Source organism: Rhodococcus sp. 3258, from assembly GCF_031456475.1.
Taxonomy (GTDB): Bacteria; Actinomycetota; Actinomycetes; order Mycobacteriales; family Mycobacteriaceae; genus Rhodococcoides; species Rhodococcoides fascians.
Genome location: NZ_JAVDUT010000005.1, coordinates 23,140 through 45,397 on the forward strand (window position 1 = coordinate 23,140; position 22,258 = coordinate 45,397).

At 64.3% G+C, this 22,258-nt stretch carries 23 protein-coding genes; 7 read left to right on the forward strand and 16 right to left on the reverse strand.

Going from position 1 to position 22,258, the window contains the following annotated elements:
• Positions 1–18 precede the first annotated feature (18 nt).
• From paaB to J2X62_RS16255, 6 genes are all read right to left on the reverse strand, one after another.
• Positions 19–381, reverse strand: coding sequence for a 1,2-phenylacetyl-CoA epoxidase subunit PaaB (gene paaB / locus J2X62_RS16230; protein ID WP_027494657.1), 363 nt, complete (start codon positions 379–381; stop codon positions 19–21).
• Entirely contained in the window at positions 378–1,325 is a 948-nt protein-coding gene (paaA, locus tag J2X62_RS16235) for a 1,2-phenylacetyl-CoA epoxidase subunit PaaA (protein WP_027494656.1), read from the reverse strand. The genes paaB and paaA overlap by 4 nt, the downstream gene beginning before the upstream one ends.
• 186 nt (positions 1,326–1,511) lie before the next feature.
• The gene (locus tag J2X62_RS16240; protein WP_057472492.1) at positions 1,512–2,282 is read right to left on the reverse strand and encodes an enoyl-CoA hydratase-related protein; all 771 of its coding nucleotides are present in this window, start codon (positions 2,280–2,282) and stop codon (positions 1,512–1,514) included.
• A complete protein-coding gene (locus J2X62_RS16245) occupies positions 2,279–3,130 on the reverse strand; it encodes a 3-hydroxyacyl-CoA dehydrogenase family protein (protein WP_310181879.1) in 852 nt (283 codons plus the stop codon). Before J2X62_RS16245 ends, J2X62_RS16240 begins: the two co-directional genes overlap by 4 nt.
• Positions 3,127–3,849 carry an enoyl-CoA hydratase/isomerase family protein gene (locus J2X62_RS16250; RefSeq protein ID WP_310181881.1) on the reverse strand — a complete coding sequence of 241 codons (723 nt, stop codon included), beginning with the start codon at positions 3,847–3,849 and terminating at the stop codon, positions 3,127–3,129. The genes J2X62_RS16245 and J2X62_RS16250 overlap by 4 nt, the downstream gene beginning before the upstream one ends.
• Positions 3,846–5,045 carry a thiolase family protein gene (locus tag J2X62_RS16255; protein WP_032367841.1) on the reverse strand — a complete coding sequence of 400 codons (1,200 nt, stop codon included), beginning with the start codon at positions 5,043–5,045 and terminating at the stop codon, positions 3,846–3,848. The genes J2X62_RS16250 and J2X62_RS16255 overlap by 4 nt, the downstream gene beginning before the upstream one ends.
• Positions 5,046–5,155: 110 nt before the next feature.
• Between J2X62_RS16255 and J2X62_RS16260 the strand changes: the two genes are divergently transcribed.
• The 5 genes from J2X62_RS16260 (at position 5,156) to J2X62_RS16280 (ending at position 9,755) form a co-directional block, all read left to right on the forward strand.
• The gene (locus J2X62_RS16260; protein WP_027494651.1) at positions 5,156–5,767 is read left to right on the forward strand and encodes a TetR/AcrR family transcriptional regulator; all 612 of its coding nucleotides are present in this window, start codon (positions 5,156–5,158) and stop codon (positions 5,765–5,767) included.
• 111 nt (positions 5,768–5,878) lie between these two features.
• A complete protein-coding gene (paaZ, locus tag J2X62_RS16265; protein ID WP_310181886.1) occupies positions 5,879–7,906 on the forward strand; it encodes a phenylacetic acid degradation bifunctional protein PaaZ in 2,028 nt (675 codons plus the stop codon).
• Positions 7,903–8,220 (forward strand): EthD family reductase, encoded by a 318-nt coding sequence (locus J2X62_RS16270; protein WP_167325834.1) that lies wholly within the window; start codon positions 7,903–7,905, stop codon positions 8,218–8,220. The genes paaZ and J2X62_RS16270 overlap by 4 nt, the downstream gene beginning before the upstream one ends.
• Positions 8,221–8,243: 23 nt before the next feature.
• Positions 8,244–8,612 carry a hydroxyphenylacetyl-CoA thioesterase PaaI gene (paaI, locus tag J2X62_RS16275; protein ID WP_045841663.1) on the forward strand — a complete coding sequence of 123 codons (369 nt, stop codon included), beginning with the start codon at positions 8,244–8,246 and terminating at the stop codon, positions 8,610–8,612.
• Between the two features lie 30 nt (positions 8,613–8,642).
• Positions 8,643–9,755, forward strand: coding sequence for a helix-turn-helix domain-containing protein (locus J2X62_RS16280; protein WP_310181891.1), 1,113 nt, complete (start codon positions 8,643–8,645; stop codon positions 9,753–9,755).
• Here J2X62_RS16280 and J2X62_RS16285 read toward each other — a convergent pair.
• Entirely contained in the window at positions 9,739–11,145 is a 1,407-nt protein-coding gene (locus J2X62_RS16285; RefSeq protein ID WP_310181894.1) for an FAD-linked oxidase C-terminal domain-containing protein, read from the reverse strand. The two genes, J2X62_RS16280 and J2X62_RS16285, sit on opposite strands and share 17 nt — an antisense overlap.
• Positions 11,146–11,428: 283 nt before the next feature.
• Between J2X62_RS16285 and J2X62_RS16290 the strand changes: the two genes are divergently transcribed.
• Entirely contained in the window at positions 11,429–12,730 is a 1,302-nt protein-coding gene (locus J2X62_RS16290; RefSeq protein ID WP_027494645.1) for an MFS transporter, read from the forward strand.
• 87 nt (positions 12,731–12,817) lie between these two features.
• Here J2X62_RS16290 and J2X62_RS16295 read toward each other — a convergent pair whose 3' ends face one another.
• The 8 genes from J2X62_RS16295 to J2X62_RS16330 form a co-directional block, all read right to left on the reverse strand.
• Positions 12,818–13,111: a helix-turn-helix domain-containing protein gene (locus J2X62_RS16295; RefSeq protein WP_032367835.1), complete on the reverse strand. Its 294-nt coding sequence runs from the start codon at positions 13,109–13,111 to the stop codon at positions 12,818–12,820.
• A complete protein-coding gene (locus J2X62_RS16300) occupies positions 13,108–13,512 on the reverse strand; it encodes a VOC family protein (RefSeq protein WP_032367834.1) in 405 nt (134 codons plus the stop codon). Before J2X62_RS16300 ends, J2X62_RS16295 begins: the two co-directional genes overlap by 4 nt.
• 99 nt (positions 13,513–13,611) lie before the next feature.
• Positions 13,612–14,538, reverse strand: coding sequence for a zinc-binding dehydrogenase (locus J2X62_RS16305; protein WP_310181901.1), 927 nt, complete (start codon positions 14,536–14,538; stop codon positions 13,612–13,614).
• A 131-nt stretch (positions 14,539–14,669) separates the two neighbouring features.
• On the reverse strand, positions 14,670–15,548 hold the full coding sequence (locus J2X62_RS16310) for a LysR family transcriptional regulator (protein WP_032367832.1): 879 nt from the start codon (positions 15,546–15,548) through the stop codon (positions 14,670–14,672).
• Positions 15,549–15,652: 104 nt separating this feature from the next.
• On the reverse strand, positions 15,653–17,020 hold the full coding sequence (gene lpdA, locus J2X62_RS16315) for a dihydrolipoyl dehydrogenase (RefSeq protein ID WP_310181904.1): 1,368 nt from the start codon (positions 17,018–17,020) through the stop codon (positions 15,653–15,655).
• Complete coding sequence (locus tag J2X62_RS16320) at positions 17,017–18,267, reverse strand: dihydrolipoamide acetyltransferase family protein (RefSeq protein ID WP_310181906.1); 1,251 nt, start codon at positions 18,265–18,267, stop codon at positions 17,017–17,019. The genes lpdA and J2X62_RS16320 overlap by 4 nt, the downstream gene beginning before the upstream one ends.
• On the reverse strand, positions 18,264–19,268 hold the full coding sequence (locus J2X62_RS16325; RefSeq protein ID WP_204847061.1) for an alpha-ketoacid dehydrogenase subunit beta: 1,005 nt from the start codon (positions 19,266–19,268) through the stop codon (positions 18,264–18,266). Before J2X62_RS16325 ends, J2X62_RS16320 begins: the two co-directional genes overlap by 4 nt.
• Positions 19,265–20,380 (reverse strand): thiamine pyrophosphate-dependent dehydrogenase E1 component subunit alpha, encoded by a 1,116-nt coding sequence (locus J2X62_RS16330; protein WP_094651622.1) that lies wholly within the window; start codon positions 20,378–20,380, stop codon positions 19,265–19,267. The genes J2X62_RS16325 and J2X62_RS16330 overlap by 4 nt, the downstream gene beginning before the upstream one ends.
• 158 nt (positions 20,381–20,538) lie before the next feature.
• Here J2X62_RS16330 and J2X62_RS16335 point away from each other — a divergent pair, with 158 nt between their 5' ends.
• Positions 20,539–21,024 carry an Lrp/AsnC family transcriptional regulator gene (locus J2X62_RS16335; RefSeq protein ID WP_032368670.1) on the forward strand — a complete coding sequence of 162 codons (486 nt, stop codon included), beginning with the start codon at positions 20,539–20,541 and terminating at the stop codon, positions 21,022–21,024.
• A 28-nt stretch (positions 21,025–21,052) separates the two neighbouring features.
• On the opposite strand, the gene hppD is transcribed toward J2X62_RS16335, so the two are convergent.
• A complete protein-coding gene (gene hppD / locus J2X62_RS16340) occupies positions 21,053–22,258 on the reverse strand; it encodes a 4-hydroxyphenylpyruvate dioxygenase (RefSeq protein ID WP_048316976.1) in 1,206 nt (401 codons plus the stop codon).

Genomic DNA, 22,258 nt, shown 5'->3' on the forward strand with positions numbered 1-22,258 from the left:
CCTCTGGGAGTGTGGGTCTCACATGTGGGGAACGTTGTCGGGGATCTCGTAGAACGTCGGGTGGCGGTAGACCTTGTCGCCACTCGGCGCAAAGAACGGATCCTTCTCCGACGGTGAGGACGCGACGATCGAGTTGGACGGAACCACCCAGATGCTGACGCCTTCGTTGCGGCGGGTGTAGACGTCGCGAGCATGCCGCAGGGCCATGTGGTCGTCGGCAGCGTGGAGCGATCCGACGTGTACGTGGTTCAGGCCGCGCTTGCCGCGTAGGAACACCTCGTACAACGGCCAATCAGCCTTTACTGCTTCTCTTTTCGGCTCCACCGGCACGTTGTCGGTGGGAACTGCGCCGTGGCCGCCCTCGGCCGTGAATTCTGTCATGATGCTGCGTTCCTTTCGGCGAATGCGGTTGCGGCCTCACGGACCCAGGCTCCGCCGTCGTGAGCTGCTCGACGGTTCGCGATGCGCTCGACGTTGGAGGCACCGTTGCCCTTGATCACCTGCATGAACTCGGACCAGTCGGGCTCACCGAAATCGTGTGACTTGCGCTCCTCGTTCCACTTCAGGTCCGGGTCGGGGAACGTGACTCCGAGTGCCTTCGCCTGCGGGATCGACATGTCGACGAAGCGTTGGCGCAGTTCGTCGTTGGTGTGGCGCTTGATGCCCCACTTCATGGACTGCTCGGTGTTGGGGGACTCGTCGTCCGGCGGGCCGAACATCATCAGTGCCGGCCACCACCATCGGTTGACGGATTCCTGGACCATGGCGCGCTGTTCGTCGGTGCCGCGCATCATGGTTGCCAGCAATTCGTAGCCCTGGCGCTGGTGGAAGGATTCCTCTTTGCAGACGCGGATCATCGCGCGCGCGTACGGCCCGAAACTGCTGCGACACAGCGGAACCTGGTTGCAGATCGCTGCGCCGTCGACGAGCCAGCCGATGGTGCCCACGTCGGCGTACGTCAGGGTGGGGTAGTTGAAGATCGAGGAGTACTTCTGCTTGCCCTCGATGAGCTTGACCGTCAGGTCGGCGCGGTCCGCCCCGAGGGTTTCGGCAGCGGAATAGAGGTAGAGGCCGTGACCGGCCTCGTCCTGCACCTTGGCCATCAGGATCGCCTTGCGGCGCAACGACGGTGCGCGGGTGAGCCAGTTGCCCTCCGGCTGCATGCCGATGATTTCGGAGTGCGCGTGCTGGGCGATCTGGCGGATGAGCGACTTGCGGTAGCCGTCGGGCATCCAGTCGCGGGGCTCGACGCGCTGCTCGTGGGCAATGGTCTCGTCGAACCCGTCCTGCAGCGTCTCGGTGGACAGGGTGTTTGACGTGGTCATAAGTCCTACTTTCATTACCGAATGATCGGTTGGTAACCAGTATGCATCGAAGTGACCCCGGGCACAAGAGCGGCTTCGCCGCACGTGCGTGAAAGTTCGTAGCAGGGGTCGAGTTTCTGTTCACATGGGTCGTTCCGCAGGCTCCACTCCCGCTCACATGGGTCGTTCCGCAGGCTCCACTCCCGCTCACCTGCCGACGAAGGAGGCTCCCTTCTTCGCGAGGAAAGCATCGACGGCGGCCTTGTGGTCGGCGGTCTGGCCGAGGGCGGTCTGCGCCTGCGCCTCGCGGTCCAGGGCGTCGGACAGTCCGGACCGCGCGATCAGCGACTTGACCTGCTTGTACGCCAGGGTGGGTCCCGCAGCGAGCGTTGTGGCCAGCGTGCGCGCGGTCTCGAGAACGTCGGCATCGTCGACGACGCGATGCACCAGACCCCAGTCGAGAGCCTGCGCGGCGGTGACCTTGTCTCCGAGCAGCATCAGTCCCGCGGCCCGGCTCGCTCCCAGTGCGTCGACCAGCGTGTAGCTCAACCCCGAGTCGCTGGCCAATCCGATGCCGGTGAACGCCGTGGCGAACGACGACTTGGTGCCGGCGACGCGGATGTCTCCGGCGAGTGCGATCCCGAGACCCGCACCGACACACGCGCCGGGGATGGCCACGACGATCGGCACCTCGAGCGCTGCGAGCCCTCGGATGACCGGGTTGTAATGCTCGCCGACGGTATCCATCGCCGTGGCCGGGTCGGCTTCGAGCGCGGTGACGTGCTCGCCGAGGTCCTGGCCGACGCAGAAGTTCTTGCCCTCCGCGGTGATGAGCACCGCGCGCACGCTGGGTGCGGCGGCGTTCTGCACTGCAGACATCAGGCCGACTTTCGTCATGACGTCGAGGGCGTTGTGTGCCTCGGAGCGCGCGAGGGTGATGGTCGCCAGGCCGTCGGTGACGTCGAACCGTACCGTCATGCGTTCGTCCAATCGTGAAAGCCGCGACCGGACTTGCGTCCGATGTCGCCGCGAGCAACCATGTCTCGCAACAACTGCGGGGGAGTGAACCTGTCGCCGAGGGTCGACGCCAGGTGTTCTGCGATGGCGAGCCGAACGTCCAACCCGACGAGGTCGGTGGACCGCAACGGACCCATCGGATGCTTGTAGCCGAGTTCCATGGCGCGGTCGATCGATTCGGCGTCGGCGACGCCTTCCTCCAGCATCCGGATGGCCTCGAGTCCGAGGCACACGCCGAGCCGGGAGGTAGCGAACCCGGGGGAGTCGTTGACGAGCACTTCGGTTTTGCCGAGCAGTGACACCCACTGCTGTACTCGCTCGACCACGTCCGCAGAGGTCGCCGGAGCGCGCACGATCTCGACGAGGGTCGACGCCGGAACCGGGTTGAAGAAGTGCATCCCGAGAAAGCGGCTCGGATCACTCAGTGCCGCGCCGAGTTCCGCGATGGAGATCGAGCTCGTGTTCGACGCGATGACCGTGTTGGGCCCGGCGATCTTGTCGACGAGAGCCAGTACCTCGACCTTGAGCGACGGGATCTCGGGAACGGCCTCGACCACCAGGTCCAGGTCGGCAGGAAGATCCGCGGGGCCGGCGACGGTGGAGACCCGGGCGAGAATCGCAGCGGGGTCCTCGCTGAGTTTCCCGCGCTCGTGCGCCCGGTCCAGTCCGGTCGAGACTCGTCCGAGGGCTGCAGTCTGGTCGGCTGCTTCGGCGATGACGACGGTCGAGCCGAGGGCCGCGAACACCTGGGCAATACCTGCACCCATCCGTCCGCCACCAACGACACCAACTGAGCGGGGAGCTGTCATTTCTTCTTCTCCAGAAATGCCGTCATGCGGCGTTGTTTGTCTTCGGTCTCGAACAGAACAGCCTGCGCGATGTCGTCGGCCCACGGGTGCGAACCGGGTGCATCGAGAATCTTTTTCGTCAGCTTCAGGGCCAGTGGTGCCTGTCTCGCAATGCGATCCGCGAGTGAATGCGCTGCAGTCAACGGCTCGTCGACGACGTCCAGCACCAGGCCGCACCGAAGTGCCACCTCTGCGTCGAGTGTCCGGCCACCGAGAAGTACCTGCTTCGCGACGGAGACGCCCACCAGCGTCGGCAACCGGTAGCTGGCCCCGGCGGCAGCCATGATGCCCAGTCCCGGTTCGGGATTGCCGAACACGGCCGTCGGCGACGCGATGCGGATGTCGCAGGCGTAGGACAGTTCGGCTCCGCCGCCGAGCGCGTATCCGCGCACCGCGGCGATCGTGGGCAGGGGGAGTGCGGCGATGCGATCGAACAGGTTTCGGTTGATGCCGCGCAGTGCGTCGTCGCGAGTGCGGGCCCGCAACTGATTGATGTCGGCACCGCCGGCAAAATGCTCGCCTGCTCCGGTCAGGATCACGATCTTGGGATCCTGCTCCACGAGCGCGCACACCTCGTGCAGCTCGCCGATCATGTCGGAATCGATTGCGTTGCGTTGCTTCTCGCGATTCAGGGTGACGACAACGCGGTCCGTCGACTCCTCCACGATGAGCGTGTTCACGGTGCCTCGATCAACATCGACACGCCTTGCCCGACGCCGACGCACAGTGTCGCAAGGCCACGGGAGGCCTTCTCGCGTTCCATCCGGCCCAACAGCGTCAACAGAATTCGAGCACCCGACGAGCCGAGAGGGTGGCCGAGGGCGATGGCCCCGCCGTCGGCGTTGACGATGTTCTCGTCGAGCTTCAGCTGGCGGATGACGCCGAGGGACTGCGCCGCGAAGGCCTCGTTGAGTTCGACGGCACCGAGGTCGTCGATCGACCATCCCGCGCGAGTGAGCGCCTTCTGCGTGGACGGGACCGGCCCGAGTCCCATGATGTGGGGCGCGATGCCGGCGCTCGCGCTGGTGACGATGCGTCCGCGCATCTCGAGGCCATACTTGTTCACGGCTTCTTCCGAGGCCACCACCAATGCCGATGCCCCGTCTGTGAATGGCGACGAGGTGCCGGCGGTGACGATGCCGTCCTTGCGGAAGACGGTCTTCAGGGTGCCGAGCTTGTCCAGAGTGGTTCCGCGGCGCGGCGTCTCGTCCTCGGTGACATCGCCGTTCTTGGTCGTGACGGGCACGATCTCGTCGGCGAAGCGTCCGGCATCCTGGGCGGCGATGGCACGCTGCTGACTGCGGAAGGCGAAGGCGTCGGACTCTGCGCGGGTGATGCCCTCGCTGAGCGCGACCTCTTCGGCGGTTTCGCCCATCGACAGGGTGATCTTGGGATCGGTCCCCCCGTCGTGGGAGGCGAAGGTCGGGTTGGTGAATCGCCAGCCGAGGGAGGTATCGAAGATCTCGCCGGGCTTGGCCCACGCCGTCCCGGGCTTGGCCATGACCCATGGCGCGCGCGTCATGGACTCGACGCCACCGGCGACGATGATGTCGGCCTCACCGCTGCGAATGGTGCTCGCGGCGTTGGCCACTGCGGTCAGTCCGCTCGCGCACAGGCGATTGACGGTGTATCCCGGCACCGACTGGGGCAGACCTGCGAGCAGAACCGCCATTCTGGCCACATCGCGATTGTCCTCGCCTGCCTGGTTGGCCGCACCCAGAATCACCTCGTCGATTCGGTCGACGGGTACGCCCGCTCTGCGGACCGCCTCGGCCACGACCAGCCCGGCGAGATCGTCGGGGCGCACCGAGGCCAGGGCGCCGCCGTAGCGCCCGTGCGGGGTACGTGCGCCGGCCACGAGAAATACTTCGCCCACTTCGAAACTCCTTCGTCGGTTGCGTCATTAATAACCGAACATTCGGTCGTTTGGCAAGGTCTGCTGCCCGTGGTGCTGTGGAATCGTCCGCCGACTGCGAAGATGTGGCAATGACAACCGCACGCGCGCCGCGCAAGACCGGACAGCCAGGGCGGCCGGGATACGACCTGGATTCCCTCTTGGCCGTGGCGGTCAAGGTCTTCAACGACCGTGGGTACGACGGCACCAGCATGGAGATTTTGGCGAAGCGGCTCGGTATCACCAAGTCGTCGATCTACCACCACGTATCGGGCAAGTCCGAGTTGCTCGAACTCGCGCTGTCGCGGGCTCTCAACGCACTGTTCGCCGTGACGACCGAGGATCGGGCGACCACCGGGCGGTATATCGATCGCCTCGAATACCTGGTGCGTCGCAGCGTCGACATCCTGTGCGCGGAACTGCCCTACGTGACGCTGCTGCTACGGGTGCGGGGCAACACCGACGTCGAGCGGCGCGCTCTCGCCCGCAGGCGCGAATTCGACACGTTCGTCACCGGGCTCGTCGTCGCCGCCGCCGAGGAGGGCGACCTGCGTCCCGGTGTCGACCCGGCACTGGCGTCCAAGCTCGTCTTCGGCACGGTCAACTCGCTCATCGAGTGGTACCGCCCGCGCACCGGCGGATCCGTCGAGGAATTGGCCGACGCCGTCGTGGCTCTGACCTTCGACGGCCTGCGCCGCACGTAGCGAGGGCATGCTCAGCCGGGTCGTTCCGCAGGCTCCACTCCTGGTCTTGACTTCTCGGCGTTCGGCGGCGATGGTAATTACCGACCGAACGTACGGTGAAATGGAGGCGTTGTGAGCAGACTTCTGGAAAGCTATGCCCAGGGCACGTGGTATTCCGCGACCGACGAGGGAACGCCGCTGCTGAGCGCCGTCGACGGCAGTGAGATCGCTCGGGTGTCGTCCAGCGGTCTCGACGTCGCAGGCATGGTCGACTACGCCCGGACCGTCGGAGGGCCCGCGCTCGCAGCCCTGACGTTCCACGAGCGTGCAGCCCTGCTCAAGCAACTGGGCCTGACGCTGCTGGCCGGCAAAGAGGAGTTCTACCAACTCTCCCGGCACACCGGAGCCACCACCCGTGATTCCGGCGTCGACATCGACGGCGGTTTCGGAACTGTGCTGAGCTATGCGAGCAAGGCTCGACGCGAACTCCCCAACGAGACGGTCTTCCTCGACGGTGCCATCGAGCAGCTCGGCAAGAAGGGCACCTTCCTCGGTCAGCACATCTACACCTCCCGGCGTGGCGTCGCCGTGCAGATCAACGCGTACAACTTCCCCGTCTGGGGCTTCCTCGAAAAGCTGGCACCCGCGTTCATCGCGGGCGTGCCCTCGATCGTCAAGCCCGCCAGTCAAACTGCGTACCTGACCGAGCTTGTCTTCCGTCGGATCATCGAGTCGGGGTTGCTGCCCGAGGGGTCGGTTCAGTTGCTGTGTGGCAGTGCCCGCGGTGTCCTCGACCACCTCGATGGCCAGGACTCGGTGGCCTTCACCGGATCGGCCGATACCGCTGCGACCCTGCGCTCACACCCCAACGTCGTCGGCGAGGGACTCCATTTCACGGCGGAAGCCGATTCTCTCAACGCGTCCATCCTGGGTTCCGATGTGGCACAGAGCGATCCGGAGTTCGATCTGTTCGTCAAAGGTGTCTTCACCGAGATGACATCCAAAGCCGGCCAGAAGTGCACGGCCATCCGCCGCGTGCTGGTGCCGCAGGACTCGGTCGAACCCGTCATCGAGGCGCTCAAGGCCAAGCTCGACAAGGTCGTCGTCGGTGACCCGCAGGACGACGGCGTCACCATGGGTGCACTCGCCAGCATCGACCAGCGCGACGAGGTCCTCAAATCCATTCGTGGACTGATCAAGTCGGCCACCGTCGTCTTCGGTGATCCCGACTCCGTGGATTCACGGCCCGGTGCCTTCATGGCACCGGTCCTGTTGAAGGCCGGCGACAAGAGCGCACCCGAACCGCACGAGATCGAGGCATTCGGGCCCGTCTCCACCGTCATCGGTTACGACAGCACCGCAGACCTGCTCGACCTCGTCGCCCGCGGAAAGGGCTCTCTGGTCGCATCTCTGGTGACCAAAGATTCGGCCATCGCGCGCGAGATCGTGCTGGGCACCGCTCCGTATCACGGGCGCATCCTGGTCCTGAACTCCGAGGACGCGAAGGAATCGACCGGTCACGGTTCGCCGCTACCGGTACTGGTGCACGGCGGACCCGGCCGCGCAGGCGGTGGTGAAGAACTCGGCGGTATCCGCGGCGTCCTGCACCACATGCAGCGCACCGCAATCCAGGGAACCCCGGACGTGCTGACGGCCATCGGCAACAAGTGGGTCACCGGAGCGAAGCAGACGACCGGCGACGTTCACCCGTTCCGCAAGAACCTCGGCGAACTGCGACTGGGCGATACCATCGTCGGTGGCCCACGACAGGTCACCCGCGCGGACATCGATCACTTCGCCGAATTCACCGGCGACACGTTCTACGCGCACACCGATCCCGAAGCGGCAGCGGCAAATCCGTTGTTCGGCGGCATCGTGGCGCACGGCTACCTGGTGGTCTCGCTGGCCGCAGGGCTGTTCGTCGACCCGGCACCGGGCCCCGTCCTGGCGAACTTCGGCGTCGACAGCCTGCGCTTCCTGACGCCGGTCAAGGCCGAGGATTCGCTGACGGTCACGTTGACGGCCAAGCTCATCACACCGCGCCAAAGTGCCGATTACGGCGAGGTGCGGTGGGACGCAGTGGTCGTCAACCAGGACGGTGACCCCGTCGCCACCTACGACGTACTCACTCTGGTCGCGAAGCCCGAGGCCGCGTCATGAGCGTGCGAGTAGCCGTCTGTTACGGAATACCCGAGGACCCTGCCGCCTTCGATCGGCACTACACCGAGGTGCACGTGCCCCTCGCTCGCGCAGTTCCCGGCCTGGTCGACTTCACCTGGGGCACGCTCGACTCGCTCGACGAGTCCCCGCCGCCCTACTACGCAATCGCAAGTCTGTACTTCGCGGACGAGGCATCGCTGAAGGCAGGGTTGGCTTCGCCCGAGATGACAGCGGCAGGCAAGGATCTGCGGAACTTCGCGACCGGTGGCGTCACGATGTTCACCCAGAACGAGCGTTCGGTGCTGCAGCCGTGAGCGATTCGCCTATTGCGCGGGAGATGTTCGAGGTCGACGCCGCGTCCCGCAAGCTCGGTATCGAACTGATCGAGCTGTCGCCCGGTCACGCGAGAATGTCGATGGTCGTGACCGAGGACATGGTCAACGGTTACGCCATCACACACGGCGGATACGTCTTCCTGCTTGCGGATACGACGTTCGCTATGGCCTGCAACTCGCACGAGGACTCGGCCGTCGCTGCCCGATGCGACATCCGGTACCTCCGTCCGACGAAGGTCGGTGACGTCCTCGTCGCCGACGCCGTCGAGCGTGCGAGGTTCGGCCGCAACGGTATCTACGACGTGTCGGTGACGTGCCGAGACGAGCTGATCGCCGAATTCCGAGGCGACAGTCGCACGATAGCGCGCTAGCGATCCGGCGCGTGGAAGTACTGTGAGTCGGTGACCACTGCAGACCTGTCGGCGCTGGCAGACACCACCGCCACTGCGGTGGGTGGTGCTGTGTCGGTGATGGATCCGCAGGGCTATGTGGTGGCGTATTCGTCGGTGCCGGGGCAGCCGATCGACGACGTGCGACGCGACGGCATTCTGGGCAAGCAGGTCCCGGCTCGATACATGGTGCATCACATCGATCCGGACTTCCGGCGCAGCTCGACCGTTCACGTCGTCGATGTGGCCGGTGCTCTACCGCGTCTGGCAGTAGCAGTTTCGGTCGACGGTGAGTACCTCGGCTCCATCTGGTGCATTGCGTCCGGTGCCGGCATCCGTCCGCCGGCCCCTGCGGCAGTGGCTGCATTGACGCGTGCGGCCGCAGCTGCAGTGCCGTTGTTGTCGGCCCGACATCATCCGGCCGATTCCGACAATCCAAGGGTGCGTGCGTTACTGACCGATCCCGAGGTCGTCACTACGCCGGGAAAGCACTACGCCGTTCTGGCCGCAGAAGTGGAGTCGCCGCGAGCGCAGAAAATGTTGGTGCAGCTCGCTGGTCTGCTGCAGCTCACGTTCGGCAACGCGGGCGACTCCGGATGCATCGTCGACGGGAACACCGTCCTGCTGGTGGTGGAGTCCGACGACGAACGCGCATTCGCTGCGGAGGCAGAGGAGGTTCGACGACGGGCGGAGACGGCCTTCGGTGCTGCGGTGAGCTTCGCGATCGGTGGCCCGGACGCCCGTCCAGCGATAGCGCTCAGACATGCTCACTGGGTACTCGACGTGATCGAAACAGGAGCACAGACAACGACATTCGAGCAGAATCGGGTATCGGTCACTCTCCGGAGAGCGGGGGAGGCGCTGTCGGAGGTGTCGCTCGCGTTGCCTGCCGTCGAACGGATGCTGTCCTGCGATGCCTCGGAAGGTACGGAATACGCCGCGACGGTGCTGGCGTTGTTGGCGCACGAGTCCAACGTCGCTGCCGCGTCTGCGTCGCTGTACCTGCACCCGAATACCTTTCGCTACCGACTCCGGCGTACCAAGGAGTTGTTCGGTCTCGATCTCGACGACGTGGACACTCGGTTGCTGGTGTGGATGTCGCTGCGGCTCAGGGCCGGACGGTGAGGACCTTCCCTGGGTTGAGCAGGTAATGCGGGTCGAGTAGTTCCTTGATGCCGCGCTGCAGTTCCGCTGCAACAGAATCGAGTTCGGTCTCGAGAAGATCGCGTTTGAGCAGGCCGACGCCGTGCTCACCGGTAATGGTCCCGCCCAGCGAGAGGGCGAAAGCCGCGATCTCGTCGAACGCGCGGTGTGCCTTGGCCAACGATGAAGGGTCCATCGGGTCGACGATGACCGTCGGATGGATGTTGCCGTCCCCTGCGTGGCCGACGACGCCGATGACGATGCCGATGCGCTCGGCGATGCGTCCGACCTCGTCGATCATCGCGGCGAGCTGCGAAATAGGAACGGACACATCGTCGACCAACGGTGAGCCGAGACGCTCGAGTGCGGGGTACGCCAGTCGACGGGCCTGCACGAGCTGCTCCGATTCGACCTCGTCCTCGGCAACGGCCACATCGGTTGCCCCGGCTGCGGTGCACAGTGCGGCGATGGCTTCGAGCTCCTGCACAGAGCCTGCGCCGATATCGGACTGAGCGATCAGCACGGCCGCGGCGTCGGTGCCGAAGTCCATCCGGGCGTAGGCGTCGATCGCGGCGATGGTGGTGCGGTCCAGCAACTCGAACAGGCTCGGAGTGATACCGGCGGCCCGGATCTGCGTCACCGCTTCACCGGCCGCGACAGTCGACGGGAAGGTCGCGGCCATAGTCAGCGGAGTGGCAGCCGGAAAGTCGAGTCCTACGGTTGCTTCGGTGATGATTCCGAGTGTGCCTTCGGATCCGACGAACAGTTCGGCCAGGGAAAGCCCGGCCACGCCTTTGACAGTGCGTCGACCGACGAACGTGGCGCGCCCGTCGGCGAGTACGACGCGCAGACCACGGACGAACCGTGCTGTGACGCCGTATTTCACGCAGCACAGACCGCCGGCGTTGGTGGCGATGTTGCCGCCGATGGTCGACGCCTCCCAGCTGGACGGGTCGGGGAGGTACGTCAATCCCTGCTGCAGGGCAGCATCTTTCAGCTCTTTGTTCGTGACACCGGGTTGCACGACGGCGGTGCGGTTGACGACGTCCAACCCGACGATCTTGTTCATCCGCCGGGTGTTGAGGGCAACGGCTCCGACGCTGGCGTTCGCGGCTCCCGCCAGGCCGGTCAATGCGCCTTGCGGTACCACGGGAATGCGATGTGCCGATGCGATTTTCATGATCGCCTGTACGTCCGATTCGGTGCTCGGTAGCACTGCCGCCAGGGGTAGGGCGGATTCGCACAGAGCGGCGGCGTCGTGCCGGAAGCTCTGCAGAATGTCCGGGTCGGTCAACACCGCGTCGGCACCGAGGGCGCGCATCAGTTCGTCGATGACCGGCGAATGGAGAACGAGGGTGGTCGGAGCAGCCATGGATTCGAGTATGTCGGGCGGCGCTGTCGATGTCTGCGTCGTTTCGGACGAAGCACGAGGTCTCGATCGGTAGTTTCCGACGAAGTGTGGGCAGGCCCTTGTTATGCACGCGACCACCTTGACAAACTACGGTGGCGCCGGTCACAGTAATTACCGACCGAATGGACGGTGAGTTTTATCCGGTTCGTCGGTTACCTGAATCCGCCGCTGTTCATACCCCACGTCACTCCGAACTGTCGCTCGCTCTCACGAGCGCCGGAGCCCGAACGAAACGAGATCGTCGATGACAACACAGGTCGAGACGCCCACCGGGGTGTCGCGTGAGCATCGCCGCGCCGCGATGGCCAGCATGGTCGGAACCACCGTCGAGTGGTACGACTTCTTCATCTACGCGCAGGCCGCGTCGTTGATCTTCGCTCAGCTGTTCTTCGCGCCCATGGGCTCGTCCGGACAGCTGGTCGCCTACGTGACCATCGGTATCAGCTTCGTGTTCCGTCCTCTCGGGGCCATCGTCGCGGGGTACTTCGGCGACAAGATCGGTCGCAAGAAGGTCCTCATCGCGACCCTCACCCTCATGGGCGCGGCCACCGTCGGAATGGGACTGCTGCCCACCTACGCGACCATCGGCATCTGGGCTCCGATCATCCTGATCGTGTTGCGCATCCTGCAGGGATTCTCGACCGGCGGCGAATGGGGCGGCGCGGCATTGATGGCCGTCGAGCACGCCCCGAAGGGCAAGCGCGGAATCTACGGTGCCGCAACGCAGATGGGTGTTCCGCTTGGCATGCTCATCGCGGTGGGAACGTTGGCACTGTGCACCGGTTTGCTCAGCGAAGAGCAGTTCGAGGCCTGGGGCTGGCGTATTCCGTTCCTCATCAGCTTCGTGCTGATCCTGGTCGGCTTCTACATCCGACGCCGCGTCGAAGAGACTCCGGTGTTCAAGGAGCTCGCAGAACGCAAGGAGCGCAACCACACTCCCGTTCGTGCACTGTGGCGCACCAACAAGAAGCAGGTCATGCTGGCAGCGCTGTCGTTCGTCGGCAACAACGGCAACGGCTACATCATCGTCGGTGGCTTCATCGTCGCGTACTCGACGAGGGAGCACGGGCTCGCCCGTGTGGACGTGTTGGTGGCCAGTCTGTTCGCGGCTCTCGTGTGGGGTGTGTTCACCCTGCTCGGTGCGTATCTGTCCGACCGCTACTCCCGGACCGCCATCATGAACCTGGGCAACGCGTCGATGGTGTTGTGCGCCATCCCGTTCTTCCTGCTCGTCGATACCGGTGAGCTGCAGTGGATCTACGTGGCCCTCGGTCTCTTCGCCGTCGGACTCGGTCTCGCCTACGGACCACAGCCGGCGCTGTATGCCGAGATGTTCCCCGCAGCAGTCCGATTCAGTGGTGCATCCATCGGCTACGCCATCGGAACCGTGCTCGGTGGGGCCTTCGTCCCGACGATCTCCGAGGCGTTGTTCAAGGGAACCGGTACCTCGATGTCGATCTCGATCTACCTGATGATCCTGGCGGCGATCTCGTTCATCGCGACCTCGCGCATCAAAAACCGCCGAGACGAGGATTTGAACGTCTGACACAACGACGACGACAGCCCCGCAACCAGCCGAGTTGCGGGGCTGTCGTCGTGTACGTGGACCGAACGGTGTTCGCACCGCGTGAGCTCAACTGACCTGTGGTGCAGCCTCTTTGCCCCATTGCTCGAGTGCGACAATTGCGTCACGCAGGGCGAGACCTCTTTCGGTCAGCGCGTACGCGCGAGTGTTGTGCCGAAGGGGGAGACGGGTCAACACTCCTGCCGCTTCGAGTTCGCGCAGCCGGGTAGCGAGCATGTTCGTCGGTACTCCGAGGTCGCGCTGCAGATCGCCGTACCGTTGCGGTTCCTCGAGCAGTCGCTCGACAATAAGAAGTGCCCATCGTGCGCCGACGATGTCGAGGGCGGCGGCGAGGTCGCTCATTCGGCCGTATCGGTGTCCGGCTTCATCCAGAACGGCGAGTAGTGGTAGCCGTCGAGGTCGTCGAACTGACGTTGATACATGAAGGCGTAGTCATCGATGTCTCCGATGCGTCCACCGGCAGCACCGGCCCGCTCGGTGAGCTCGTCGACCGCCTCGCGACTACCGAGGTCGAACGAGACCGTGACCTTCGACGGGGTGTCGGGACCGCCGATCAGCTCCTCGGTGCCACCCACGCTCGCATACATCTCGCGGCTTCCGAGCATGACGTACTGCCCCGGTGTGATGGCGAAGCACGACACGTTGTGGTCGGACATCTCGGGGTTCAGCGTCCAACCGAGGGCTGTGTAGAAGGACGTTGCGCGCTCGACGTTCTCGACGGGACAGGTGATGAACAGGCTCATGCCCTGATACTTGCAAAATGCAAGTGCGGCGTCAAGGGTCGTGCCCGCTGACCGTTTGGCATGTCACCGTGTTGGCCTCGAGTGATCGATGATGCAGTTTCAGTGGGAGATAGTGAGTACGGCTTTCCCTCCGGGCAATTCGCGTCGCCTCATCAGTTCGATGACATGAGTGAGTTCCGACCAGTCGACGCAGTACCCGGGTGTCGGATCGAGGCGGCCGTCGGCGGCCAAGCCCACGAGCAATTCGAGGTCCTCGCGTTCGGGGTACGCGACTGCATACGACATGTAGTTGGTGATCGTTGCGCCCTCGTGACCCATGAACGAGAACACATCGAGCTCGGCCTTGCTACCAGAACTGTTGCCGATCATTACCAGCGTGCCACGGGGTGCCAGCACGGACAGTGCCGCTTCGAGTACTGCGCCGCCAACTGATTCGATAATCAGATCGAAGGGACCTGATGCATCCGACGGTGTAGTAGTGACCTCGGTTGCTCCGAGTTCGATCAGTTCGCTGGCTTCGTTCTCGCCGGCTGTCGTGGTCGCTGTGACCGACGCACCTGCGGCACTTGCCAATTGGATCTGAAATCGACCCACGCCGCCGTTGGCGCCGGTGATCAGGACCTTGCGTCCCAGGAGGTCGCCACCCATACGCACAGTGCGTAGCGCGGTCAGCCCCGCCATTGGTAGAGCGGCAGCGATGTTGGTGCCCAACGTATCCGGGAGGACTGCCATTCGGTCGGTGCGCACGGCTGCGAGTTCGGACCATCCGGCTCCGTCGACCATTCCGACAATGGGTGTGCCTGCTTTGGGTCCGCTCCCGTCTGCGGCCGCATCGATCACGACGCCACTGATGTCCTGGCCGGGTCGCCAGCCGTGGCCCCTCGCGGCCATGAGGGAGAGTTCCCCGCGGTTGACAGAGAACGAATGGATCTGCACCAGAGCCTCATCGGCGGCCGGCTTCGGATCTTCGGCTTCGAGGCGTTGGATGGGAGTATCAGAGTCAGGGGTGTTGATCGTCGTGTACATCGGCGTATCCGATCTCGTCGTGTGGTCACACCGCGAGGGTGTGAATCTGTACGACGACGAGTCAACGCCGATCCGTCGGTGTGAACCAGAATCAATTCGTGCACTCAGCGTTCACGAAAAACAATCGGAGGTCAGATGCGGGCGCACGCTTCGGCCAGGGCGTCGACGAGTGTGGTCCGTTCTCGTACCGCCAACCACATCTGCACGGCCATGCCAGGATCGGTCACGGGCCGGAAGGTGACGCGTTCGGTCGACAGCGCTTGTGCTGAGCCCTCGTACATCGCTGTCCACGATGGTGGTCCCGAGCCGAGTTCGAGCACTGTCGCTTGTAGATCTCGGAATGGAATTCCCGTGGCCGGCTCGAACCCGGCGTCCGCACAAGCACGGAGCACGGTGGCGGCGAAGGCGGGGTTCTGCTCGGACGGAATCAGACGCAGCGGAAGGTCCGCCAGATCAGATAGCGTGAGATCGGGTTTGGAAGCCAGTGGGTGGCGCGTGGGAATCGCAACGACGATCCGGTCGAACCACGCCGGAGTCATCTCCAGATCGTGATCGTTCCTGGGCAGGCGAACAAGTGCGGCGTCGAGTGCTCCCGAACGAACAGCGTCGAGTTGCTCCCACACCTGCCCGATTTCCAGTGTGACGAGCAGATCGGGAAACTGAGTTCCAAGGTGGTCCAGCACCAGATCGACGCGAGTGCCCGAGCCTCCAGCTATCCCCAGTCGCAGGTGTGGTGGCCCGTCCGGCTCATCGGAGCGAGATTGCACAGTCGCCGCGGCGTGTGCCACCGCGTCGAGCACTGCATGAGCCTCCGGGACCAGCCTGCACCCGGCGGGGGTGAGTGTCACCTGACGTTTGGACCGGTCGAACAACGGCTGACCCAGCTCGTGTTCGAGTCTTCGAATCTGTTGACTGACCACGGCCTGGACCACGTGCAATCGTTCCGCCGAACGGGCGAAATGCAGTTCCTCGGCGACCACTAGAAAGTATCTGAGCTGCTTGATCTCCATGTCGAAACCGCCCCCTGCTCGGACCCCGCGTTCGTAGAACCTACCGATCAGTATCCATTGTGTCCTGCTCGTCCGCCGGATGGAAAGACATCGACCACCAATGCTCAGCTGTGCGCGTGCAACGGCCTACCCGAGAGCGCCATCATTGCCTCACCGAATGCTTCGTTCTGAGTGGGGTGGGCGTGCACGAAGCTACCGACCTCCGATGGCAGTGCTTCCCATGCCACCGCGAGTTGCGCCTCGCCGATCAGCTCGCCCACGCGGTCACCGACGAGGTGGACTCCCACAACAGGGCCGTCCTCGCGTGCACGAATCACCTTGACGCCACCTGCAGTGGCGAGGATGCGGCTCTTGCCGTTGCCGCCGAGGTCGTAGACCACAGAGGTCACGGTGCCGTACTTTTCCTCCGCGGCCTTCTCGGTGAGACCGACCGACGCCACCTCCGGATGCGAATAGGTCACGCGCGGAACGAGATCGCCGTCGATACGTGCCGGCGCGAGTCCGGCAATGTGTTCGGCGACGAACATGCCGTGCTGGAATCCGCGGTGAGCCAACTGATAGCCCGCCACGATGTCGCCGACGGCATAGACGCCGTCTGCGGTGGTGAGCAGATTGTCGTCGACAGTGACGAAGCCACGTTCGGTGGCGATGCCCTGCTCGGCCAGACCGAGGCCATCGGTGCGGGGGCCGCGTCCGACGGAGACGAGCACGAGATCCGTCGAGAGGGTGTCGCCGGAGGACAGCGCCACCGCGAAGTCGTCGGACGACTCGGTGACGGTCTCCACCTTGGTGCCGGTACGAATATCGATGCCGCGCTTGCGTAGTGCTTTGGTCAACTGCTTCGAGGCCCATTCATCTTCACCGGGCACGATGCGATCGAGCGCCTCGACGACGGTGACCTTGGCACCGAACGATGCCCAGATGCTGGCGAATTCGATGCCGATAACACCGCCACCGAGCACGACGACCGACTCCGGAACTCGGTCGAGTGCCAATGCGTCGTCGCTGGTGAGTACGCGAGGTCCCACTTCGATACCGGGGATGGTGCGCGAATACGACCCGGTGGCGAGAACCAGCGAAGCCCCGGTGATGCGTCGACCCTCCACCTCAACGGTGCGAGGACCGACCACCTGACCACGGCCCGAGACGATCTCGATTCCCGGACGTTTCAACAAGCCTTGCAGTCCGGAGTACAGGCCGGCGACCACACTGCGCTGATAGCCCAATGCCGCAAGCATATCCACGCCAGCAAACGATGCCGTGACGCCGACGTGCGCCGCACTGCGCACCGCATCGGCAACCTCGGCCGTGTGCAGCAGAGCCTTGGTGGGGATGCACCCGCGATGGAGGCAAGTGCCGCCGAGCTTGTCCTCCTCGACCAATGCGACCGTCAGGCCGAGTTGCTCAGCCCTCAGGGCACAGGAGTACCCACCCGATCCACCGCCGACGATGAGGACGTCCACGTCGCTCATCGGACGGATCCCAATGCAACGACGGGGTTCTCGACGAAATCGGCCACGGTGCGCAAGAAACCGCCGGCCACTCCGCCGTCGCACACGCGGTGATCGAACGCCAATGACAGCTGCGCAACCTTGCGGACGGCCAATTGGCCGTCGACCACCCACGGGCGGTCGATGATGCGTCCGATGCCCAGGATCGCGGCTTCGGGATGGTTGATGATCGCGGCCGAGCCGTCGACCCCGAAAACTCCGTAGTTATTCAGCGTGAATGTTCCACCGCTCAGCCGGGCTGCGGGCAGGGAGCCGGTTCGCGCCAGCTCGGTCAGCTCGGCCAGTCGCTCGGACAGTTCCTTCAGATCGGCCTTGTCGGCCTGCGGCACAACAGGAACCATCAATCCGCGATCGGTCTGCGCGGCAATGCCGAGTCCGACGTTCTCGTAGCGCAGAATCTCGCCCGCCGCAGTATCGACCGTGCTGTTGAGCTCGGGGAATTTGGACAGCGCGATCATCGTCAGCTTTGCCAGCACCGCTAGCAGCGTCACCTTCACGCCGTCGATGGAGGCGTCGAGGTCACGTCGGGCTTGCAGCAGAGCCGTCGCGTCGACGTCGACCCAGACGGTCGCCTCGGGAATCTCCGTACGACTGCGAGAGAGTTTGTCGGCGATGGTCTTACGAATCCCGGTGATGGGAATTCGCGTGACGCCCTCGGCACTGGGAGTGCTCGAGGACAGTGCCCGTTCCACGTCCGCGCGGGTGATGACTCCATGACTGCCAGCGACATCGATAGACGCCAGATCCAGCCCACCCTGCAGTGCCATGCTCCGAACGATGGGGGAGAGCACCTTCGGTGCATGTGAGTGGAAATTCGTAGTCTGGGTCGAGTTTTCACTCACGTGCGAAGCTCTTTTTCGACGGCCGGTCGGGCCGTGTCCCGTGCCATAGCCGATCAGCACATTTCCTGAGCCGGCGCGTTCTTCTTCGCGGTATCGCTCGTGGGCTGCAGGCGTATCGGCGACGGCACCGCCGGTGATGCTGATGAGCGGCGCGCCGACGGCGAGTGAGGTGCCCTCGGCCGCATGCAGTTCGCCGACAACACCCTCGAAGGGGCAGGGCACCTCGACGGACGCTTTTGCCGTCTCTACTTCGACGACGACCTGATCGATGGTGACGGTATCGCCGGGCTTGACCTTCCACTCCACGATCTCGGCCTCGGTCAGTCCTTCACCGAGATCGGGGAGCAGGAATACCTGCATGCTCATACCGTGACCGCCTTGCTGAGGTCGGGGGCATCGTTCCACTGCAGTCGGTCCATGGCATCGAGCACACGGTCGGCGGACGGCAGGTGAAAGTGCTCGAGTTTCGGTGCAGGGTAGGGAATGTCGAGTCCGGTCACCCGCAGTACCGGAGCGTGCAGGTGATGGAAACAACGCTCGGAGACGCGCGAGGCGATCTCCGCGGCGACGCCGGAAAACCCCTGCGCTTCCTGAATCACGATGCAGCGTCCGGTCTTCCGTACCGAGGCTGCGACGGTTTCGTCGTCGAACGGATTGATCGACCGCAGATCGATCACCTCGACGCTCCGGCCGTCCTCGGCTGCGAACTCTGCGGCCTGCATGGCCACCGACACGGTGGGTCCGTAGGCGAGAAGCGTGACGTCGGTACCGGCACGACGCACGACGGCGGTGCCGATCGGCTCGGTCTTGGTCAGCTCGATGTCGTCCTTGGAGAAGTACAGCCGTTTCGGTTCGAGAAAGATCACCGGATCCGGATCGGCGATGGCATCACGCATCAGCGAGTACGCGTCGGCGACGGTGGACGGCGAGACGACTTTCAGGCCCGGGGTGTGGGCGTAGTACGCCTCGGACGAGTCGCAGTGATGTTCGACGCCGCCGATACCTCCCGCGAACGGGATGCGGATGACCATCGGCGCGGTGAGTAATCCGCGAGTTCTGTTGCGCAGCTTGGCAACATGGGACACGATCTGCTCGAAAGCTGGGTAGGCGAAGGCGTCGAACTGCATCTCGACGACGGGCTTGTAGCCCGACATCGCCATCCCGATCGCAAATCCGACGATGCCCGACTCCGCGAGCGGGGTGTCGAAGCAACGATCGTCACCGAAGTCTCGGGTCAGTCCGTCGGTGACGCGAAAGACGCCGCCGAGCGTGCCGACATCCTCGCCGAAGACGACGACCTTCTCGTCCTCGGTCAACGCGTCGCGCAGGGCGGCGTTCAGGGCTCCGGCCATGGTCATCGTGGTCATGACAGTTCTCCTGCTGCGATCTCGGCGGCGACCTGGTTTCGCTGTTCGATCAGGCCGGGGGTGGGGGAGGAGTAGACGAACCGGAACAGATCCTCGGGGTCGACGTCCTGCTCGACGTTCATGCCCGCGCGAAGTGCCGCGGCATCGGCGTCGGCCGATACCGTCATCTGTTCGCGCAGATCGTCGGTGAGCAGACCCTGGGCTTCGAGGTAAGAATCGAGGCGCGAGAGCGGATCTCGGGCCAACCACCCTTCCACCTCGTCTGCCTTGCGGTAGCGCGTGGCGTCGTCGGCATTGGTGTGGGCGTCCATGCGGTAGGTGTGCGCCTCGACGACCACCGGTCCTTTGCCTGCTCGGACGTACTTCACTGCCTCGTCCATCACGGCCATCATGGCGATCGGGTCGTTGCCGTCGACCTGCTCGCTGCCGATGCCGTAGCCGACTCCCTTGTGCGACAACGAGGGTGCTGCACTTTGACGTGCCAGCGGAACGCTGATGGCGAATCCGTTGTTCTGGACCAGGAAGATCACCGGTGCGCGGAACACCGCGGCAAAGTTGAGGGCCTCGTGGAAGTCGCCTTCACTGGTCGCGCCGTCACCGCAGAACGCGAGGGCGATGGTGTCTCGTCCCTGCTTGGCCTCGGCGTAGGCGAAACCGGTCGCGTGCAGCAATTGTGTTGCCAGAGGCGTGCATTGGGGAGCGACCTTGTAGGCGGTGGGATCGTATCCGCAGTGCCAGTAGCCGGCGAGCATACCGAGCAACTCCACCTGGTCGACGCCTCGCGCCGCGAGAGCCATCGAGTCACGGTACGTCGGAAACATCCAGTCCTGCTCACCCAGGCAGAGGGCGGCCGCGATCTGGCAGGCCTCCTGTCCGCGCGAGGACGGGTACACCGCGAGCCGACCCTGCTTGGTCAATGCCGTTGCCTGCTGGTCGAATCGGCGACCGTGGACCATCGATCGGTACATCTCGAGCAAGCGTTCGTTCGACGGGTGTGCGTAGCGGGCGGCACTGTCCACGCCCGTCCCATCGGGTGCGAGGTACTGCACGGGACGATCGGCAGGCATGAACTGTTGGTAGGACGTTGCCGGAACCTTCTCGACGGTCGTCATGGGGCACTCTCCTGAGATCGGCTTGTACGGTGATTCTGGCCGAATCGGTGAGGAGGAAGTCCTATGGTCGTAGGATTGCAGACATATTGCCGACATTTCAGGTACGAACTGACTATCTGTCGGATCGGCGTAGCGAACCACCAGGTAGGAGCGGACGAATGGACGACGTCTCGAGACGTGTGGAATTGGACGACACGGATCGTCGCATCCTCGCCGAGCTGACTGCCGACGGGCGGGTCTCGATGCGGGTGCTGGCCGATCGTTTGAATCTCTCTCGGGCACATACCTATACACGGGTGGACAGGCTCAAGGATGCGGGTGTCATCGAACGGTTCACCGTGCAGGTGGATCACGGGGCGTCCGGGCTAGGGACCTCGGCGTTCATCGCGTTGTCGATCCGTCAGGATTCGTGGCGCAGTGTGTCCGAGGGGTTGCGGTCGATGGAATTCGTCGACCACTTCAGTTTGCTCGGAGGGGATTTCGACGTGCTGGTACTCATCAGGACTCCCGACAACGAGAGTCTGCGGCAAGTCGTGCTGGAGGGCCTGCAATCGCTCGACGGCGTCCGGGCGACGCGCACGTGGTTGATCTTCGACGAGGACCGAGGTGGTCTGGGACGAACTGCGCCGCCCACCGAACGCTGACAGTGGGCGGCGTCGTTCGGGGTACGGGTCAGAAGTTGCCGCGAGCGTCCTGCTCACGTTCGATGGCCTCGAACAGTGCCTTGAAGTTTCCGATGCCGAAGCCGAGCGAGCCGTGGCGTTCGATCATCTCGAAGAACACCGTCGGGCGATCGACCAGCGGCTTGGTGAAGATCTGCAGTAGGTACCCGTCCTCGTCTCGGTCGACGAGAATTCCGCGCTTCTGCAACTCTTCGATCGGCACTCGGACCTTACCGATACGGGCTCGCAGTGCGGGATCCTCGTAGTACGAATCAGGAGTGGCGAGAAATTCGACGCCCGCCGCGCGGAGCGCATCGACCGAAGACAGGATGTCGTTGGTCGCCAGCGCCAGATGCTGTGCGCCCGGGCCGCGGTAGAAATCCAGGTACTCGTCGATCTGTGAGCGCTTCTTCGCGATGGCCGGCTCGTTCAGCGGGAACTTCACTCGGTGGTTGCCGTTGGAGACGACCTTGCTCATCAAGGCCGAGTAATCGGTGGCGATGTCGGCCCCGACGAACTCGGCCATGTTCGTGAAGCCCATGACGCGGTGGTAGAAGTCGACCCACTCGTCCATCTTGCCGAGCTCGACATTGCCGACCACGTGATCGAGAGCCTGGAAGATGCGCTTGGGAGCGCCCTCCGGTCGCTGCAACGTCGACGTGCGTGGCACATAACCGGGGAGGTAGGTGCCGGTGTAGCGGGATCGGTCGACGAGCGTGTGTCGGGTGTCGCCGTAGGTCGCGATGGCCGCGGTGCGGACCGTGCCGTGCTCGTCGGACATGTCGGTCGGTTCTTGTAGTACGCGCGCGCCCTGGGCTCGCGCATGTTCGATGCACCGGTCCACGTCCGGCACGGCCAGCGCGATGTCGACGACGCCGTCGCCGTGGCGCGTGTGGTGTGCGACCAGTTCGCTGTCGGGGTCGACGGCTCCCTTGATGACGAAACGCACTGCGCCGGACTTGAGCACGTACGCGTGGTGGTCGCGTTGGCCGGTGGTCGGGCCCGAGTACGCAACGAGCTCCATGCCGAAGGCGGACTGGAAGAAGTGCGCGGTCTGCGTCGCGTTGCCGACCACCCACACGATGGCGTCCCAGCCACTGACCGGGAAGGGGTCGCGCTTGTCGTCGTACTCGACCAGACCGACGAGCTGCCGCAGCTGATCGGCGTCGAGATCGGCGAGCTTCTCGTCGTCGTTGAGGATGTTGTCGAGGCTCAT

Excerpts from the sequence above, each read along its gene's own strand:
- J2X62_RS16335 (WP_032368670.1), top strand. The coding sequence starts at position 20,539 with ATGGACGACGTCTCGAGACGTGTGGAATTGGACGACACGGATCGTCGC.
- J2X62_RS16285 (WP_310181894.1), bottom strand. The coding sequence starts at position 11,145 with ATGGCTGCTCCGACCACCCTCGTTCTCCATTCGCCGGTCATCGACGAA.
- J2X62_RS16245 (WP_310181879.1), bottom strand. The coding sequence starts at position 3,130 with ATGACAGCTCCCCGCTCAGTTGGTGTCGTTGGTGGCGGACGGATGGGT.
- paaI (WP_045841663.1), top strand. The coding sequence starts at position 8,244 with ATGTTCGAGGTCGACGCCGCGTCCCGCAAGCTCGGTATCGAACTGATC.
- J2X62_RS16260 (WP_027494651.1), top strand. The coding sequence starts at position 5,156 with ATGACAACCGCACGCGCGCCGCGCAAGACCGGACAGCCAGGGCGGCCG.
- J2X62_RS16270 (WP_167325834.1), top strand. The coding sequence starts at position 7,903 with ATGAGCGTGCGAGTAGCCGTCTGTTACGGAATACCCGAGGACCCTGCC.
- J2X62_RS16310 (WP_032367832.1), bottom strand. The coding sequence starts at position 15,548 with ATGGAGATCAAGCAGCTCAGATACTTTCTAGTGGTCGCCGAGGAACTG.
- lpdA (WP_310181904.1), bottom strand. The coding sequence starts at position 17,020 with ATGAGCGACGTGGACGTCCTCATCGTCGGCGGTGGATCGGGTGGGTAC.
- J2X62_RS16240 (WP_057472492.1), bottom strand. The coding sequence starts at position 2,282 with ATGACGGTACGGTTCGACGTCACCGACGGCCTGGCGACCATCACCCTC.
- J2X62_RS16305 (WP_310181901.1), bottom strand. The coding sequence starts at position 14,538 with ATGTACACGACGATCAACACCCCTGACTCTGATACTCCCATCCAACGC.
- J2X62_RS16325 (WP_204847061.1), bottom strand. The coding sequence starts at position 19,268 with ATGACCACGATGACCATGGCCGGAGCCCTGAACGCCGCCCTGCGCGAC.
- J2X62_RS16300 (WP_032367834.1), bottom strand. The coding sequence starts at position 13,512 with ATGAGCCTGTTCATCACCTGTCCCGTCGAGAACGTCGAGCGCGCAACG.
- J2X62_RS16290 (WP_027494645.1), top strand. The coding sequence starts at position 11,429 with ATGACAACACAGGTCGAGACGCCCACCGGGGTGTCGCGTGAGCATCGC.
- J2X62_RS16330 (WP_094651622.1), bottom strand. The coding sequence starts at position 20,380 with ATGACGACCGTCGAGAAGGTTCCGGCAACGTCCTACCAACAGTTCATG.
- paaA (WP_027494656.1), bottom strand. The coding sequence starts at position 1,325 with ATGACCACGTCAAACACCCTGTCCACCGAGACGCTGCAGGACGGGTTC.
- J2X62_RS16295 (WP_032367835.1), bottom strand. The coding sequence starts at position 13,111 with ATGAGCGACCTCGCCGCCGCCCTCGACATCGTCGGCGCACGATGGGCA.
- hppD (WP_048316976.1), bottom strand. The coding sequence starts at position 22,258 with ATGAGCCTCGACAACATCCTCAACGACGACGAGAAGCTCGCCGATCTC.
- paaB (WP_027494657.1), bottom strand. The coding sequence starts at position 381 with ATGACAGAATTCACGGCCGAGGGCGGCCACGGCGCAGTTCCCACCGAC.
- J2X62_RS16320 (WP_310181906.1), bottom strand. The coding sequence starts at position 18,267 with ATGAGCATGCAGGTATTCCTGCTCCCCGATCTCGGTGAAGGACTGACC.